Origin of the sequence: Pseudogracilibacillus sp. SE30717A (assembly GCF_037071985.1) — a bacterium.
GTDB lineage: Bacteria > Bacillota > Bacilli > Bacillales > Amphibacillaceae > Pseudogracilibacillus.
Window position 1 is genome coordinate 60832 of the sequence record NZ_JAXHDF010000010.1, and the last position, 16758, is coordinate 77589.

Genomic DNA, 16758 nt, shown 5'->3' on the forward strand with positions numbered 1-16758 from the left:
ATTTTACTATTCAGTTTTATCAATTAATTGTTTGTTCATATATATATTCCCTTTAAAAATAAGACTAAACATGAGGACTTTCTTCTAATCATGTATACTATGTAAGAGGAGTGGATCACATTGAAAACTGTTATTTTTGGGAAGCATGAACAAGACACAATAAGACAGTTTAATCATTGTTTAGAAACTGGTAATGTCGTTGGTGGCGTTATGTGTGCAGATGGTCATTATGGGTACTCACAACCTGTTGGCGGTGTGGTTGTATACGATGGGCAGATTTCTCCATCTGGTGTCGGATATGATATTGCCTGTGGAAATAAAGCAGTGAAAACGAACTTACAATACAACGATATAAAAGATACGATTTCATCTATTATGGATGAAGTGCAGAAAAAAGTTCCTTTTGGCTTTGGAAGAAAAAATCCAGTCCCGGTTGATCATGAAATTTTTGACGACGAAAATTGGAATGTGTTTAAAGAAATTGGACAACATGAACATGATCAATTAAAAGCAACTGCACGAGCACAGCTTGGAACAGCCGGATCTGGAAACCATTATGTCGATATTCTAATCGATCAAAACACAGAAGAAGTTTGGATTGGCAATCACTTTGGTAGCCGTGGTTTAGGTCATCGAACTGCAACAGGTTTCCTCAATTTAGCTAAAGGTCTTGCTTTTTCTGACCGCGCTCCAGGGGAATCAATGGAAGTAGCGCCTACCTTATTTCAAATGGATAGTGAATTAGGAGAAATGTATTACCGAGCTATGACGCTAGCCGGTCGTTATGCATATGCGGGAAGAGATTATGTCATTCAACAAGTTCTCGATATATTAGGTGCAGAATCCACATTTGAAGTACATAATCACCATAATTATGCGTGGAAAGAAACCCATTTCGGCAAAGAATATATAGTTGTTCGAAAAGGTGCAACCCCTGCAGCACCGGGACAACTTGGCTTTGTAGGCGGAAGCATGGGCGATATTTCTGTCATTTTACAAGGTGTAGAGTCAGAGAAAAGTAAAGAGGCTTTTTATAGTACCGTTCACGGAGCGGGTAGAATTATGAGTCGAACTCAAGCAGCTGGAAAGATGAATTGGAAGACACGTAAAAGACGTGGTGGAGCTATTACAGAAGAACAAATGAAAAAAGCAGTAAAACGTTATGGAGTTGAACTACGAGGTGCTGGCACTGATGAAAGTCCATTTGTCTATAGAAAATTGCAAGAAGTATTAGATGCGCATGAAGGAACGATAGAAATTCTCCATACACTAAAACCTATTGGTGTTGTAATGGCTAGTGATTAAATCTACTGCTAAAATTTAACATCAAGTAAAACCTTTGCTCATATTTAAACTATTATCCCATTTATTTATAAGGGCCTTAAAATAGGAATCATTTTAAGTTATTAAAAAAGAAGTTTCATGTATAATCATACATGGAAAAAATTTTTAGTAGGAGTCGTAGAAGATATGTCAATTTTCACACAATATAATCGACAAAAAGAAAATATTGGACGATTATTAGTTAAATGTCCAGATAAACCGGGAATTGTTGCGGCTTTATCAAAATTTTTATATGATCATGGCGCAGACATAATGGAATCTAGTCAATATTCAAGTGATGATGAAAGCAGAATGTTCTATATACGTTTTGAATATTACTGTGAAAATCTCTTACAAATACGTAGTCAAATGGAAGCTGCCTTTAAAACATTAGCAAATGAGTTCGAAATGGATTTTAATTTTACGTACAATAAAAACAGGAAACGAAGTGCAATCTTTGTTTCAAAAGAGATCCATTGCTTACTTGAGCTGTTATGGGAATGGCAAAGTGGAGATTTAGATACAGATATCCCCCTTGTTATTAGTAATCATGAAACAGCAAGAGAGATTGTCGAACCACTTGGTATACCATTCTATTATATTCCTGCCAACAAAGATATAAGGGAAGAAGTAGAAGCAAAACAAATTGAACTTATGAAAGAACACGATATAGATGTACTCATTTTGGCACGTTATATGCAAATCTTAACACCTAATTTCGTCCAGAATTTCCCAAATCAAATTATAAATATTCATCACTCTTTCCTACCTGCATTTATTGGTGCACGTCCTTACGAAAGAGCATACGAACGGGGAGTTAAATTAATTGGGGCTACTTCACATTATGTGACAAATGACTTAGATGAAGGGCCAATTATTGAGCAAGATATAGAACGTGTCGATCATCGCGATAATATTGCAACACTTAAAAAGATTGGTCAGCAAGTAGAACGACGAGTTCTAGCCCGAGCTGTAAAATGGCATCTACAAGACCGAATAATTGTTAAAGATAATAAAACAATCGTTTTCCATTAAGTCAAAACACTTCTTGCTATTCGGCGAGAAGTGTTTCATTTTAGTTGAACTTTTTTAGCTTTAGCTTGGCCTGGAAATAAAGCTGCCACATCGCCTTCCAGCTTAACTTGGACATAGTCCCCTTTTTGAAGTTTTTCCACATCTTCATAGGTAAGTTTGATTAGAGACGGTTTTGGGGATGCCTCTAACAGCTCATCATAGGTTAAGTCTTTCCATTCGTCATATTCTTCCATACTCGCGTCTTCAGCGAAAAGTATACTCCCCTCTGCAACCTCTAAGATATATCCTTCCATTTTTTCATTTAATCCACAGCCTGTTATTAGAATAAAAAAACACAGAATACTAATTAATTCCTTCGACTTCAAGCCTCTTTCTCCTTTCTAATTTCGCATACTCTCTCTTGACAACTTATTTGTTTTCTTGTATTCTACAAATTATGTTAACTTAAAAATACATAGGTTTACATTATATTGACAAGGGGGAAGAAAATGAGAAATTCCAAATTACAAATGATGAATATAACTGCATTATTTGCTGCAATTATTGGTGTACTTGCCCAAGTAACCATTCCCTTACCGCTTGTGCCAATAACCGGACAGACACTTGCTATAGGACTTGCAGCTACTATATTAGGATCACGTTACGGATCGCTATCATCTGTTTTATATCTTATAATCGGAGCTATAGGTATTCCTGTTTTCTCACAAATGAGTGCAGGGTTAGGAGTTATTTTTGGACCGACCGGCGGATTCATCATCGGATTTATTCCGACTGCCTATATCATTGGTATTTATCTCGAAAAAACTAAATTTACAGTTATTAATGCTTTCATTGCAAATATCATTGGGATGTTCATTACATTAATCATTGGCACAGTTTGGCTTAAATTTATCGCCAATCTTACATGGCCTGCAGCATTTATGGCGGGATTCATTCCATTTATTGTCGGTGGTCTAATCAAAGCTTTTCTTGCCGCATGGATTGGTATTCTTGTACGTCAACGCCTACAATCTGCCAACATTATTTATACACAAACAGAAAGGGCTAGTTAATATAATAAGAGTTTCTGGTATTAGAGTTAACCGAACTATCTTACAAGTTTATCAGAACTTGTAGTAGTTCGGATTTTTCACTAAAATCTAGTCTACTTACAAGTACACCGCAATGTAATTTAGAGACTACAAAGTTAATATATACAGCGCATATCATGCCATTCAATATAACACTAATCGATATTCAACTTGGATTATCAATCAAAATAAACAGGTTCTTGTGGATTATGTAAATGTTTAAAAGCCAATTTAATTTGCGATTCTGTATTTCTGGCTATTGATAAAGATGGTAAATTGTTTTCAGAAAAGAACTCGACTGCATCAGTTTCTATTCCTTCTTTTGCCTGTCCACCAATTATTTCACATTGGATAAACATTTTATAAACATGATAGGGAGAAGGAGGGTGGGGATGGCACTTCTTATCAAGTATACCTAACAATTTGATTGCTTTTACATCAAATCCTGATTCTTCCTTTGTTTCTTTAATTGCAACTTCACTTGGAGTTAATCCTATGTCACCCCAACCGCCTGGTAACGACCAATTACCATCCGTGTTTTCTCTAACCATTAATATCTTATTATGTCTAAATACAACAGCCCTAATATCTATTTTAGGTGTTGCATAACCAGTTTCATTGGCAAATAAATTTCTTATAACTGTTCTATCCATATCTGTATATTGCGACAATATTTCAATGCTTATATTTCTTAGTAATTCAAATCTTTCCAAGTCATAAACATCTTTGGAATAAGTTAATCCTGCTTGTGCTATTGATTGCAGTTGTTTTGCCCAATCAAGCCATTTAGGCTCCATTAACATCACCACCCATTATAAAAATTTACATTTTTATAAAATCTAAAATATCTTGGTCTATTAATACATATTCCACTGATTCAAAACCTTCTGTTTTTTTAGAACCCCATAAAGTAAGGCCAAATTTCCCCTAGCACTATTCGCACATTGCATGTTATATACTGATCCAATGTATGTTGCTTCATTTTGATTTACGTCCCACCCGTTTTCTATTTTTTATTCTTCACGAATTATAACTTGCATGAACAAGAAGCTTTATCGTGCTCTCATACGTCTTTTCTTAATTAAATATTCTAATGTTCCTGAACCGATAAAAACACCTACTAAAATAAATATTAATCCAATAAAATCACTCTTCATAATCGGTTCACCTAAAAAAAATGTAGCACCAAGTAAAGCAAATAATGTATTTAAGTTAACAAAAATCGTTGTTTCAGTCGGTCCGACATTCTTAATCGCAAAATTATACGTCATATGTCCGAATGCTGTCGCAATGATAGCACTAAACAAAAAGAGCATACCTAGTTTCCAAGATAACAATTTTGATAATTGAACGAAATCTCCCTCTAAAATAAAACTCACTACAAAAATAAATATGGAACCGAGCATTAACATATATCCAGTTAATAAGCGTGGATCAAATGTCGGGTTCAGTTTACTAATTAAAATAAAACTAAACGCCTGAACAAACATAGATAAAAAAATCATCACATCTCCCGAAGAGACTGTAGCTATTCCTTCTGTACCAGCTAAAGAAGTGATAAGAATTCCGATAAAACCTAACAAAAATCCAAATGCACGTAAACGGGAAATCTGATTATGTAAAATAATAATTGATAAAACCATCGTCACAAGGGGAGCTGCTCCAAGTATGATCCCCGCATTCACTCCAGTAGTCCTAGTCAGACCCAAAGCTAAGAAGGTATGATGAAATGCGACGTTAAAGATGGTAATAATAAAGATCGTCTTCCATTCCTCTTTCGTCGGTAAACGAAAGATTCCAATCAACTTGGAAATAATGAGTACTGAAATTCCCGCCACAAAAATACGAGCGGCAGTTAATGTAATTGGTTCGACATTATTAACTAATACGACGAGGGCCGATAAATTAAATCCCCATATCGCCATAACTAAAAAAAGTAATGTATATATCCTTGCCAATCGATCACCTTTTTCTTTCTAAACAAAAAATAAAAACTTCATAGAATTCTATGAAGTATGCTTTAATCTCTTATTATATCAAATTATTCATTTGTTATCTTGATTTCTTTCCTTTTAGTTGAAGAGAGTATATTGAGTTCCTCTCGATATTTTGCAATAGTTCTTCGTGAAACAAGGATTCCTTCCTCTTTCATTAGATTGGATAGTTTTTGATCGGATAAGGGCTTACATTTATCTTCTTCGTTTATCATTTTCTTCAATAATGCTTTTACCTTTAATTGTGAAGCAGCTTCGCCTGTTGGTGAAGATAGTTTTGTAGAAAACAATCGACGCAGTTCAAATGTCCCAATTGGAGTTTGAACAATTTTATTAGCTGTCGCTCTACTGACAGTAGATTCATGCATCCCTATTTCCCGTGCAACCTCTTTTAATGTAAGAGCCTGTATCGATGCCGGGGAACCATTTGTCAAATATGCATGTTGTCTCCCTATGACTACCTTCATAATCTTAATAATTGTTTCTCTCCGTTGTTCAATACTTCTTTGAAGCCATTCATATTTTTTAAAATAGTCTTTTACATAGTTAGCTACTTGTCTCGTTTTAGTTAACTCAAGATAATAGGAATGGTTATATGTGATTTTGGGTAGATAGTAATCATTTAACGTAACTGTAAAACCTTTTTTATCATTTGTTTTACTTATAAAAATATCTGGAGTCACATATTCAACCTTTTCAGATGAAAAACTAGAAGCAGGTTTCGGGTTAAAAAGCCGTATCATATCAAATAATTTTTTTACATCCTGAAGAGAGATCGAAAGTTGCTTTGCAATCTGATCCCACTTTTTATCAGCAAGAGGCTGTAAAAAGCCTTCTATGAGCTGCAAAAGAATTTCATTTTCTGGAAACTTCCTTTTTGCTTGAATGAGAAGGCATTCGGTTAAATTTTTTGCACCTATGCCGGCAGGCTCCAATTTTTGGAGTAGACTATTTGCTTTTTCTACCGTTTCTTTATTGGTGTTTAAACGCTTACAAATTTCATCTTCAGAAATGTTAAGATAACCGTTTTCATCCAAGTTTAATATCATATATTCAACTGTATCCCGCTCATGTTCACTCAGTTCGTAATCCATTAACTGTTCTGTCAAATAAGAATACAATGTTTTTTCTTCACTTACTGAGAACTCAACTGAATTTATACTTTTTTCTCTGTACGGTGACCGTGTTCTGTTTGCTGGAGTGTCATAAATAGTATCTGCAAGCTCAATTAAAGGATTTTCTTCTGCTTGTTTACGGATAAATTGCATCAATTCATATGTTGAAAGTTGTAATAATTCAATCGCCTGACGAAGTTCGGTCGTCATGACCATCTTCAACATCTGTTTTTGCTCTAAGATCACCTTCACATTTATCCCTCCTAAAAATAAAATTCAAAACAAACATATACACGTATTTAAACTCTATATTTATTTAATTAATTTACTGATTTCTTTAAACTTAGGATGTTCAGCTGTTTCCATTAATTCAAATAATGCCATCTCAACTGAGGTAACTTGTGCACCTAATGATTTCATTTTTTCGATACCGACTTCTTTATTTGCTAATGTTCTTGATGACACGCCATCAATGACAACTTCAACGTGATTTCCTTCATTTAATAATTCACTTACTGTTTGGTATACACAAATATGTGACTCAATGCCTGCGACGAGGTAGTTCATTTTCTCTAAACTAGCAATCTCTTTTTGAAAATCATCATTTTTACATGCGCTAAACGTCATTTTATCAATAGGCCTCAATTCAGCTAAATGCTGCTTAATTTCATCTGCGGTTGGTCCGAGGCCTTTTGGATACTGCTCCAACCAAATGATCGGAATTTCAAGAAGATGTGCACCTTGGATTAAGCGTTCTAAATTTACCAAAAGCTCTTTACTCTGATGCATTATTTTGGCAAGTTTTCCTTGTACATCAATTAATACAAGCGCTGTATTATCTATCTTTAACATATACCTCAAACCCTTTCTACTACGTTTTATCTTATTCTAACATATATCTATATAGACTTCACATCGACTATTTTAGCTTATAATCGATAAAAAGACTTTGTATTTCGATAAACTACTTTATATATTTCTTCTACAGCTAATTTTTTTATGCTGGCAATTTTTCGAATGACTTGATGAACCATTTTCGGATGTGTTAATTCTCCTGTAAAAGGACCTGTAAATGGCCAAGGTCCATCTGTTTCAACCATCGTTAACGTTAAAGGATATGTAGCCATTAAATCAATCGATCTTTGACTGTATAAAATATCTGGCGTAACAGAAATATGATATCGATTAGCGATTAACCGTTCTACCGTTGAATTATCTGCCTTAAACCAATGAAAATGAGCCTTGTCGATCGAATGTTTTTCTAATAAATCCAAAGCTATTTCAGCATCTTCATAAACAGCGTGTAACACAATTGGTTTATTGTATTTCTTTGCTAAACGGATAAAATATTCCAATAGCTCAATATACGCTTCAAAAGGAAGGGATGAATCTTCTGTTCTTTGATAAAAGGGAAGTCCTACCTCCCCGATTGCAATCATTTCGTCATTGTGGTCTTCGATAAATTTTATCAACTCTTCCATCTCTTGCTCAGTTGGTAAGCGTTGTTCCGGATGATATCCAAATGCCGGTTTAATTTCCAACCAATCCTTGGATAATTCATATATTAGTTTTGAAGAGGTAATATTTTTTGCGACAGCAATTAGTGCAGTTACATTATATTGTTTTAATTCTTGTAACACTTTTAGTCGTGATTCTTTTTTATAATCATCAATATGAATATGCGCATCAATCACTTTTCTCAAGATCCGTAACACTCCTCTTATTTAGTAGATTCATTTTACGGTAGCATCGATTCTTTTTATTTTACCATTTATCAGTTGATATGCCATCTGTCTTATGGTTCATTTATAATTCTGTTATATAACAACCTTTTAAATTTTCGCCCTTTGTGATATAATAGATATATAATTTGGTTTTTAATGTTTTGGACAGATACCTAGATTTGTTAGCGGTCAACTAGGGATCTGTCGTTTTACCGTTCCATTATTAAATTAGGAGTGTTGTAGATTGTTTAGTGATGATCGCTTTAAAGGTTTAACCACAAGTGACTTAAAGAATGACTTAATCGCTGGGATTACAGTCGGTGTAGTAGCTATCCCTTTAGGAATGGCATTTGCAATAGCGTCTGGAGTTAGTCCGGAATATGGTATTTATACAACAATTATTGCAGGACTCATAGTTGCATTATTCGGTGGATCCCATTTTCAAATTGCTGGACCGACGGGGGCTTTTATTCCTATATTGCTCGCAATCGTTTTACAGTACGGCTACGAAGATTTACTTATTGCAGGAATGTTGGCGGGAGTAATGCTCATTTTAATGAGTATCTTTAAATTTGGCAGTTTAATAACATATATACCTAGATCGGTAACGATAGGATTTACTTCAGGTATTGCAGTAATAATATTTTCCGGACAAATTGAAAACTTCTTAGGCCTGAAAAACATAGAGAAGAAACAATACTTTCATGAAAATATGTTGGAAATTATCAGAAATATTGATACGGTCAACATATACAGTGTACTTATCGCCATTCTTGGCTTACTGATAATTATTTTTGTACCTAAATTCTTTCCTCGATTACCGGTACTTCTCGTGGCACTCGTCATACCGGCAATTATTAGTTTTTTGTTCTTTCAAGGTAAGGTTGCAACTATTGGTTCTGCTTTTGGCGGTATTTCTCAATCTCTACCGGGTTTTAAATTACCTGAAATTACGTTTGATAAATTACTTTATTTGTGGCAACCTGCATTTGCTATAGCCATGCTTGGTGGAATAGAATCTCTCCTATCAGCCGTTGTAGCGGATGGTATGACTGGTAAGCAGCATAAATCAAACCGGGAATTATTTGGCCAAGGTTTAGCGAATATTGTTACTCCATTTTTTGGAGGAATTCCCGCAACTGGGGCGATTGCTAGAACAGCAACCAATATAAAGAGTGGTGCAATAAGTCCTTTCTCAGGAATTTTTCAAAGTATTTTTGTCTTACTAACATTGTTATTATTTGCGCCTTATGCTTCTCATATCCCATTAGCTAGTATGGCTCCAATATTAATGGTCGTTGCATTCAATATGAGTGAATATAAATCGTTCCGTTCGATATTTAAATTACGTACATCAGACTCATTAGTACTAATTACAACATTTCTTCTCACTGTGTTTGTCAATTTAACCATCGCAGTTCCAATTGGATTATTACTTGCCATGGTATCGTTTGTAAGACGTATCAGTAATGTGTTAAACGTACAAAATATCATGCCTGTTCAATTTGCTGACAAAGAAGGTAGAGGAAAAGACAACCGAACTGAATACAGTTGTTCAAAGATTGCCAGTTTTACCATACATGGTCCATTATTCTTTGGAGCTGCGGATCGTTTTGAATCAACTCTCTCACGCTCTATTCTTAAACGTCCAACAGTATTAATTTTAAAAATGCGACATGTATCCGTGATTGACGTTACCGGTGAAGCTAACTTAGCAACGTTTGTGAAAGATTTTATTAAAAAGAAAGGTACGGTTCTAATAACAGAGTTACACGAAGAACCGCTTGATATGTTAAAAAGAAGTGGACTGTATGATGTGATTGGACCTAATAATTTCTTTCATGATACAACAGATGCGATTAATTATGCGTTACAAATTATTGATTTAAAAAAGTGCCCTTACTGTAATAAACGTACAGATAACAGCTGTCGTGTCTTTAAAAAAGTAGATTCATCTTCACTCTAAAATTGAGTGTAGTATCTAAATATATTTACTCACATAATATGAGAATCTTGTCAAAACAAAAACCAGCTGCCATTATTGCAATAATGGCAGCTGGTTTTGATTTAATAAATTGTTTCAAGAGTATCTATCAGATATTTTAAAGCTACTATTCTTACTCTGCTCCTAAACCAGTGTGAGAACGTACAGACATTTCTGCATACACTTTATCTTTATCTTCTGGTTTTGTCATTAATGTTACGAGCCATGCAGCTAAGAATCCTGCTGGAATACTAATGATACCTGGGTTTGTTAAAGGATAAATAGCATTTTCATGTAAAATTTGTGGGCTTAGTAAAATTAATATAATTGTCACCGAAGTACCCGTAATCATAGATGCAACAGCTCCTGGAGTATTGAATCGCTTCCAGTAAATAGAGAATATAATAACTGGTAAGTTAGAGCTCGCACCAATCGCAAATGAATACGTAACTAACTGAGCTACGTTGAAGTTCTTTGCTAAGATACCTAAAATGATCGAAATAATACCGATCAAAAGTGCTGCTAAACGAGCAACTTGGAATTGTTTCTTCTGATCTACTTCACCACGTTTAATAACGTTTGTGTAAATATCGTGAGCAAACACTCCTGCTCCAGTGATTACTAGACCGGCAACAACAGCAACAATCGTAGCGAACGCTACTGCTGAAATAGCAGCCATAAATATTTCTCCACCAAGGGTTCCTGCTCCACCACCGAGAACTTGGGCAAGTAATGGTGCTGCCATATTACCTCCACCGCCTGCTGCAGTGATAGCTTCTTCACCAACAAGTGAAGCAGATGCAAATCCGATAATTCCAATGATTACATAGAAAGAACCAATAATAACCATACCCCAGATAACGGACGATCTAGCAGCTTGAGCAGTCGGTACTGTGAAGAAACGTACCAGTAAATGTGATAATCCCGCTGTTCCTAAAATTAAGGTCATTCCTAAAGATAATAAATCAATAGGGTTCTTATATAACTGTCCTGGTTCTAAGAAAGAAATTCCCTGACCACCAATTTTTCCAAGACCAGCAATTTCACTTCCATTTATAATAGAACCAAACAAAGATGACAAATTAAACTTAAAGATTACCGCAATAAATACTAACATGACAAGCATTGCACTCATTAGTAAAACTGCTTTAATAATCTGTACCCAGCTCGTTGCTAACATTCCACCGAGTGTAACGTAAATCATCATTAGAACTCCAACAATGATTAAGGAAACTTCATATGGAATACCTACTAGTAAATGAATAATTGCACCAGCACCAACTAATTGAGAAATCATATAAAAGATAGTGATTCCCATTGTCACAAACGCCGCTGCTGTCCGTACAGGACGCTGTTCTAAACGATAAGAAATTACGTCTGCAACAGTAAACTCTCCTGAGTTTCTAAATGGCTCTGCAATAATAAATAATACAATAATATATCCCATCAACCAACCAATCGAGTACATAAAACCATCATAACCGTAAAGGGCTACTAATCCCGCAATCCCAAGGAAAGATGCGGCACTTAAATAGTCTCCCGCAATCGCCATCCCATTTTGGAAACCTGTTAAAGATCTACCGGCGGCATAAAAATCTTGTGTACCCGTTGTACGTTTCGATGCTAAATAAGTTACGTACATCGTTAACGCAATAATAAGTCCAAATAAAATAATTCCAAATATTTTTGCTGTATCCAAATCTTATGCCCCCTTTTCTTTCGTCTTCGGTCCATATTTTTGAACAATCTCATCGATCATTCTGTCATACTTTCTTGCTTTGACTACATATACAAATGCAAGTGTCCAAATGACAATAAAATACGATAAACCAAACAGATATCCAAATGTCAAGTTACCAATTACAAGTTTTGTCATTAACGGTTTTGCATACGCAGATAAGATTGGAAATGTTAAATAGTATAAGAAGAATAGAATAGGAACTGGGAAAATAAATTTGTATTTCTGCCGTTTTAATTCCTTAAATTCTTCTGTTTGTTCAATTTGTTCAAAGTTAATAGCTTTTGACATTACACTACCTCCCTTTTATATCAATAATGTAAACGCTTAACAGGTAGTTTATCAAAATCATGAACAAATTGTGTTATTTCCGTTTGAATGGTTAAAAATTCAGACTAAGTGGTTCAATAATTAATTTAGAAAGCCTCTTAATGTCCAAATCTCTCAAATAATGCTTTTCGTGCCGACCTGCTTACAGGTATTGTCGTTTTCTCTTTATTCTTTAAAGTAATATTATACGCACCATTAAACCAAGGTGTAATTTCTAAAATATGGTTTAGGTTTACCAAATAACTACGGTGAGTTCGAAAAAATGACAAGCCTTCTAATTTTTTCTCTAATTCTTGTAAAGTCATTTTACTCTCAATAACGTCGTTTTCCGTGTGAATTTCCAGCATCCGTTGAGATGGAACGGCATAATAAATTGAATCAGGAGATAAGACAATCATCTTTTCTCCATCATCAATTAATAATTTTCCACTGGATGGATGTGTATTCGGAAGTTCGATTTCTTTTTTATCCAACAGCCGTTTCTTAATTCGTTCTACCGCCTGATGGAGTCTGCCCTGGTCAAACGGTTTTAATAAGTAATCAACTGCTTCGATTTCAAAGGCATCAATTGCATAAGCATCATAGGCAGTTGTAAAAACAAATAAAGGGGTATTACTCGTAAACTTCATAATTTGCTTGGCTGCCTCAACCCCTGTAATACCTGGCATCTCTATATCTAAAAACAACACATCGGGTTTATGTTCAAAATAAAGGTCTACTAACTCTTCTCCTGTTTCAGCACTAGGACATAGAATGATCTCTTTTTCTTTTTCAAGTAGATAAATTAATTCTTCTCTAGCTAAATATTCATCCTCGGCAATCATTACTTTAATTTGCATTTGTATTCCTCCTTACTGCACCATTTGGGATTGTAAAATAAACCTTACTTCCTCTTGATGGGAAGTTCTCCACATATACACGTGATTCTTCACCTAGCAAACTGATTAATCGTTGATTCACATTATAAAGACCAATCCCACCATTATCTTTATTTGTTTTTCTTTTATGATTAATATTTTCAATTTCTTTTTCATCGAACCCTACACCGTTATCTTGAACAATGACCATAATTCGATCTTCCTGCTTTTTAATAAGCACATCGATCTTCCCGTTTGTTGTGACACTTTTAAGTCCGTGCTGTATAGAGTTTTCTACTAACGGCTGAATAGTCGATGGAGGTATTAATACATTAGAGACTGTACGCTCTTGTTCAAAATTGATCTGTAACCGATTTGAAAATCTCGCCTGAATAATTTCGATATAAGCTTTCACATGCTCACATTCTCTTTCTAATAATATCAATGATTCTGAAGCGATCCCCAAGTTAAATCGCATGAAATTGGCTAGTTGAATTGTAATATGCCTTGCTCTTTTCGGATCAACTCTGAAAAGTGTCGCTATTAAATGTAATGTATTAAATAAGAAGTGAGGATTAATTTGTGCTTGTAAGTTCCGCAGCTCTGCATCACGAATGTTTGCTTTTAAATTTTCACTCGCAATGGCTTTTAACTGGTTCGAAATAAGATCGCCTATCCCTTGAGCCAACACTTTTTCAACAGGTCTAATATGTTGTGTTTTACGAAAGTAAAATTTTATTAAACTTATCGTGTCATTTGCTTCAGTAATTGGAATAATAATTGCCGCTTCAAGAGGACACTCAGGGTTTTGACATGCAATGTCTGTTTTTGAATACGCAATTTGTATCTCTTTTGTTTCGAGCGCTTCTTTCGATAAAGGAGTTATAATTTTATGGCCGATTTGGTGATGGTCATCTCCAATCCCTTTAAATGCTAATACTTCATCTTGACTTGTAACCGAGATCGCAGCAACTCCAGAGCGTTCATAAAGTAAATTAGCAATGCCGTCAGCATGGTCACTTAATGAACCGCTTTTTAAAAAAGGTAATGCTTCTTCTGCAATCGTCAATGCTTGCTTCGTCGCTAAAGCAGCTTCATTTTCTTGTTCATTTAACACAATTCCTATCATTGCTGTAAATACGGCAATTGCTATACTATTAGATAAGACTAAAGGTAATCCTGTTAAATTAACAAACTGAATAACATTTTCATTTTGAGGATATAAGACAATTAATAATTGCATCTGTAAAATGGGCGGAAACACTCCAATAAAAAGAGCCTGTATCGGTGAAATAACTCTTGCTTTTGAAAAAAACCTACCTGTCAGACCTGCCAATAACCCGGTTAGCGGATTAACTAACATATTGGCAAACCAACCAATTCCACCTAAAAACACTAAATGTACTGCCGCAATAATCCCCGCACCTAAGCCTACTATTGGACCTCCTAATAAACCAGCGATTACAATTGCAATTAAACTTAAGCTCACTACCATATGATCAGGTTCTACAATCCAAACTAATCCTTTATTAATCACTTCTCCATTTGATAAAACAATTCCAAAATGACTGCTGGCAATGGCAAAAACTCCAAAGACACATGCATGAATAATTGTCATTTTCGTATCATATTCCCTATATAGCAACGACCTGAAATTTGGGACCCGAGTAAGTACGAAGGCAATGACTAACAGTAAACCGATACGCTCTAATAAAATGATAGTTAAGTCTTTCACTTGCCTTCTCTCCTTAATGTAATCCCTGTTTGTGCCTTGAGATAAAAGCGTTCAAAATCGATTTCTTCTTTACTAGGAAAAAATAATGACCCTAAAATTGCTCCTAAGAACCCAATCGGAATAGCAATAATTCCAGGGTTATACAAATTAAAGATAGGTTCCCGCAGAATCCAGCCATTTTCTACATTCATAATATGTGGACCAAGCATTAATAAAGACAGGGAGGCAACTAAGCCACTGATCATACCTATTAATGCTCCAGTCTTACTAAAGCGTTTCCAATATATAGTAAACAAAATAACTGGTAGATTACTAGAAGCAGCAACGATAAAAGTTAACGACACTAGAAAAGTAACATTAATATTTTTTAATCCTAAAGCAAATAAAGTAGAGATTAAACCAATCGCAAATGCAGACCATTGTGCCGCTCTCAACTGCTCTTTTTCAGTTGTGTTACCCTTTTTAATTATATGGTGATAAATATCATGAGAAAATGCTGTCGTTGCAGAAATAACTAAACCTGCGACTACCGCAACAACCGTAGTAAAAGCAATAGCAGAAATGAATGCTAATAAAAAGTCTCCCCCTAATGCCTTTGCTAATAGAGGAGCAGCTAAATTACCAGTGGAGTCAGCTACGATTAAATAATCATATCCAATAACTGCAGCAGTTCCTAACCCTAAAACTAACGTCATTAAATAAAATAATCCAATAATCCAACTGGCTGTTAGAACAGACTTACGTACCTCAGCTGCATTGCGTACCGTATAGAATCGAATTAATATATGCGGTAACCCTGCTGTCCCTAAAATTAACGCTATATATAATGAGAACACTTCATATGGATTCGTCAGTAAATGACCCGGCATAAAAAATTGATCACCAAAAGGAGTACCCATTTTCACTTTATCTATCAACGTATATACATCCCAGTTATAATAAGAAAAAACAATTAAGGATAATAAAAACGTACTCGACATAAGTAGAATCGTTTTAACAATTTGCACCCATGACGTAGCAATCATTCCACCAAAAACAACGTAAACAGTCATTAAACTGCCAATCACTAAAACTGAGGTAGAGTAATCAATATTTAATAGTAATCTAAGTAGTAAGCCTGAAGCAACCAATTGCGGGATCATATAAAAAATAGAAATAATAAAAGAACCGATTGCCATAATCCAACGAATTTGGTTGCTAGGAAATCGTGCACAAATCACGTCGCCTAATGAATATTTACCTAAATGATGAACAGGTTCAGCAACAAACAATAAAACGACTAAGTATGATACTAAGAAACCGAGTGAGTATAAAAACCCATCATACCCATTCAACGCAATTGCACCGACAATCCCAAGAAAAGATGCTGCACTTATATAGTCACCAGCGATTGCCATTCCATTTTGAATTCCTGTTAATCGCCCTGCAGCTGTGTAGAATTGTATCGTTGTCTTACTACGTCTTGCAGCCCAGTATGTAATAATTAACGTACAGACAACGATACAGACAAAAAATAAAAAATAGGTAAAGTTCATTCCGCTTCCTCCTGCTTTATTCGATCAACTAGCTTGTCCAGTTGTTTTGCCTTAATCCAATAAACCCAACCGATTAACCAAGTCATTAGGACTTGCATAAAAGCATAAATCCATGCCCAAGACACATTGGCAATTGCCGGCTTGTTCATCGTGTCAGGTATCACACTAAGAGATAGCGGGAGAGCCAAATAAAAAATAATTGCTAATACTGTTATGGATACAACAAATAACCTTCTCTCCTGTTTCCATCTTTTGATGGTATCCACTTCACTCCTCCATTCTATTTATTTAATTAAAAATTTCGAAAACTTAACACAA

General features: G+C 35.0%; 16 protein-coding genes. 4 read left to right on the plus strand and 12 right to left on the minus strand.

From position 1 onward, the window contains the following. Window positions 1-159 precede the first annotated feature (159 nt). Window positions 160-1305, plus strand: a complete 1146-nt coding sequence (locus SPD48_RS15780; RefSeq protein WP_336259204.1) for an RtcB family protein — start codon at window positions 160-162, stop codon at window positions 1303-1305. 165 nt (window positions 1306-1470) lie between these two features. Continuing rightward, a complete protein-coding gene (gene purU / locus SPD48_RS15785; RefSeq protein ID WP_336259090.1) occupies window positions 1471-2358 on the plus strand; it encodes a formyltetrahydrofolate deformylase in 888 nt (295 codons plus the stop codon). Window positions 2359-2393: 35 nt separating this feature from the next. On the opposite strand, the gene SPD48_RS15790 is transcribed toward purU, so the two are convergent. After that, the gene (locus SPD48_RS15790) at window positions 2394-2723 is read right to left on the minus strand and encodes a DUF3221 domain-containing protein (RefSeq protein WP_336259091.1); all 330 of its coding nucleotides are present in this window, start codon (window positions 2721-2723) and stop codon (window positions 2394-2396) included. A gap of 123 nt (window positions 2724-2846) precedes the next feature. On the opposite strand from SPD48_RS15790, the gene SPD48_RS15795 reads away from it, so the two are divergent. Continuing rightward, entirely contained in the window at window positions 2847-3410 is a 564-nt protein-coding gene (locus SPD48_RS15795) for a biotin transporter BioY (RefSeq protein WP_336259092.1), read from the plus strand. A gap of 197 nt (window positions 3411-3607) precedes the next feature. Here SPD48_RS15795 and SPD48_RS15800 read toward each other — a convergent pair whose 3' ends face one another. The 5 genes from SPD48_RS15800 to SPD48_RS15820 form a co-directional block, all read right to left on the minus strand. Next, window positions 3608-4225, minus strand: coding sequence for an NUDIX hydrolase (locus SPD48_RS15800; protein WP_336259093.1), 618 nt, complete (start codon window positions 4223-4225; stop codon window positions 3608-3610). 255 nt (window positions 4226-4480) lie between these two features. Next, window positions 4481-5386 (minus strand): DMT family transporter, encoded by a 906-nt coding sequence (locus SPD48_RS15805; RefSeq protein ID WP_336259094.1) that lies wholly within the window; start codon window positions 5384-5386, stop codon window positions 4481-4483. A gap of 83 nt (window positions 5387-5469) precedes the next feature. After that, window positions 5470-6789: an RNA polymerase factor sigma-54 gene (rpoN, locus tag SPD48_RS15810; RefSeq protein ID WP_336259095.1), complete on the minus strand. Its 1320-nt coding sequence runs from the start codon at window positions 6787-6789 to the stop codon at window positions 5470-5472. A gap of 60 nt (window positions 6790-6849) precedes the next feature. Further along, complete coding sequence (locus SPD48_RS15815) at window positions 6850-7389, minus strand: hydrolase (protein WP_336259096.1); 540 nt, start codon at window positions 7387-7389, stop codon at window positions 6850-6852. Between the two features lie 77 nt (window positions 7390-7466). Beyond that, window positions 7467-8231: a TatD family hydrolase gene (locus tag SPD48_RS15820; protein ID WP_336259205.1), complete on the minus strand. Its 765-nt coding sequence runs from the start codon at window positions 8229-8231 to the stop codon at window positions 7467-7469. A gap of 274 nt (window positions 8232-8505) precedes the next feature. Between SPD48_RS15820 and SPD48_RS15825 the strand changes: the two genes are divergently transcribed. Then, window positions 8506-10227: a SulP family inorganic anion transporter gene (locus SPD48_RS15825; protein ID WP_336259097.1), complete on the plus strand. Its 1722-nt coding sequence runs from the start codon at window positions 8506-8508 to the stop codon at window positions 10225-10227. A 151-nt stretch (window positions 10228-10378) separates the two neighbouring features. Here SPD48_RS15825 and SPD48_RS15830 read toward each other — a convergent pair whose 3' ends face one another. The 6 genes from SPD48_RS15830 to SPD48_RS15855 form a co-directional block, all read right to left on the minus strand. Next, window positions 10379-11944: a solute symporter family protein gene (locus SPD48_RS15830; RefSeq protein ID WP_336259098.1), complete on the minus strand. Its 1566-nt coding sequence runs from the start codon at window positions 11942-11944 to the stop codon at window positions 10379-10381. 3 nt (window positions 11945-11947) lie between these two features. After that, entirely contained in the window at window positions 11948-12274 is a 327-nt protein-coding gene (locus SPD48_RS15835; protein ID WP_336259099.1) for a DUF485 domain-containing protein, read from the minus strand. Between the two features lie 137 nt (window positions 12275-12411). Further along, on the minus strand, window positions 12412-13152 hold the full coding sequence (locus tag SPD48_RS15840) for a LytR/AlgR family response regulator transcription factor (RefSeq protein WP_336259100.1): 741 nt from the start codon (window positions 13150-13152) through the stop codon (window positions 12412-12414). Beyond that, on the minus strand, window positions 13142-14905 hold the full coding sequence (locus SPD48_RS15845) for a LytS/YhcK type 5TM receptor domain-containing protein (protein ID WP_336259101.1): 1764 nt from the start codon (window positions 14903-14905) through the stop codon (window positions 13142-13144). The genes SPD48_RS15840 and SPD48_RS15845 overlap by 11 nt, the downstream gene beginning before the upstream one ends. After that, a complete protein-coding gene (locus tag SPD48_RS15850) occupies window positions 14902-16440 on the minus strand; it encodes a solute symporter family protein (protein ID WP_336259102.1) in 1539 nt (512 codons plus the stop codon). Before SPD48_RS15850 ends, SPD48_RS15845 begins: the two co-directional genes overlap by 4 nt. Continuing rightward, window positions 16437-16706, minus strand: a complete 270-nt coding sequence (locus tag SPD48_RS15855; protein ID WP_336259103.1) for a DUF485 domain-containing protein — start codon at window positions 16704-16706, stop codon at window positions 16437-16439. Before SPD48_RS15855 ends, SPD48_RS15850 begins: the two co-directional genes overlap by 4 nt. Window positions 16707-16758: the final 52 nt, after the last annotated feature.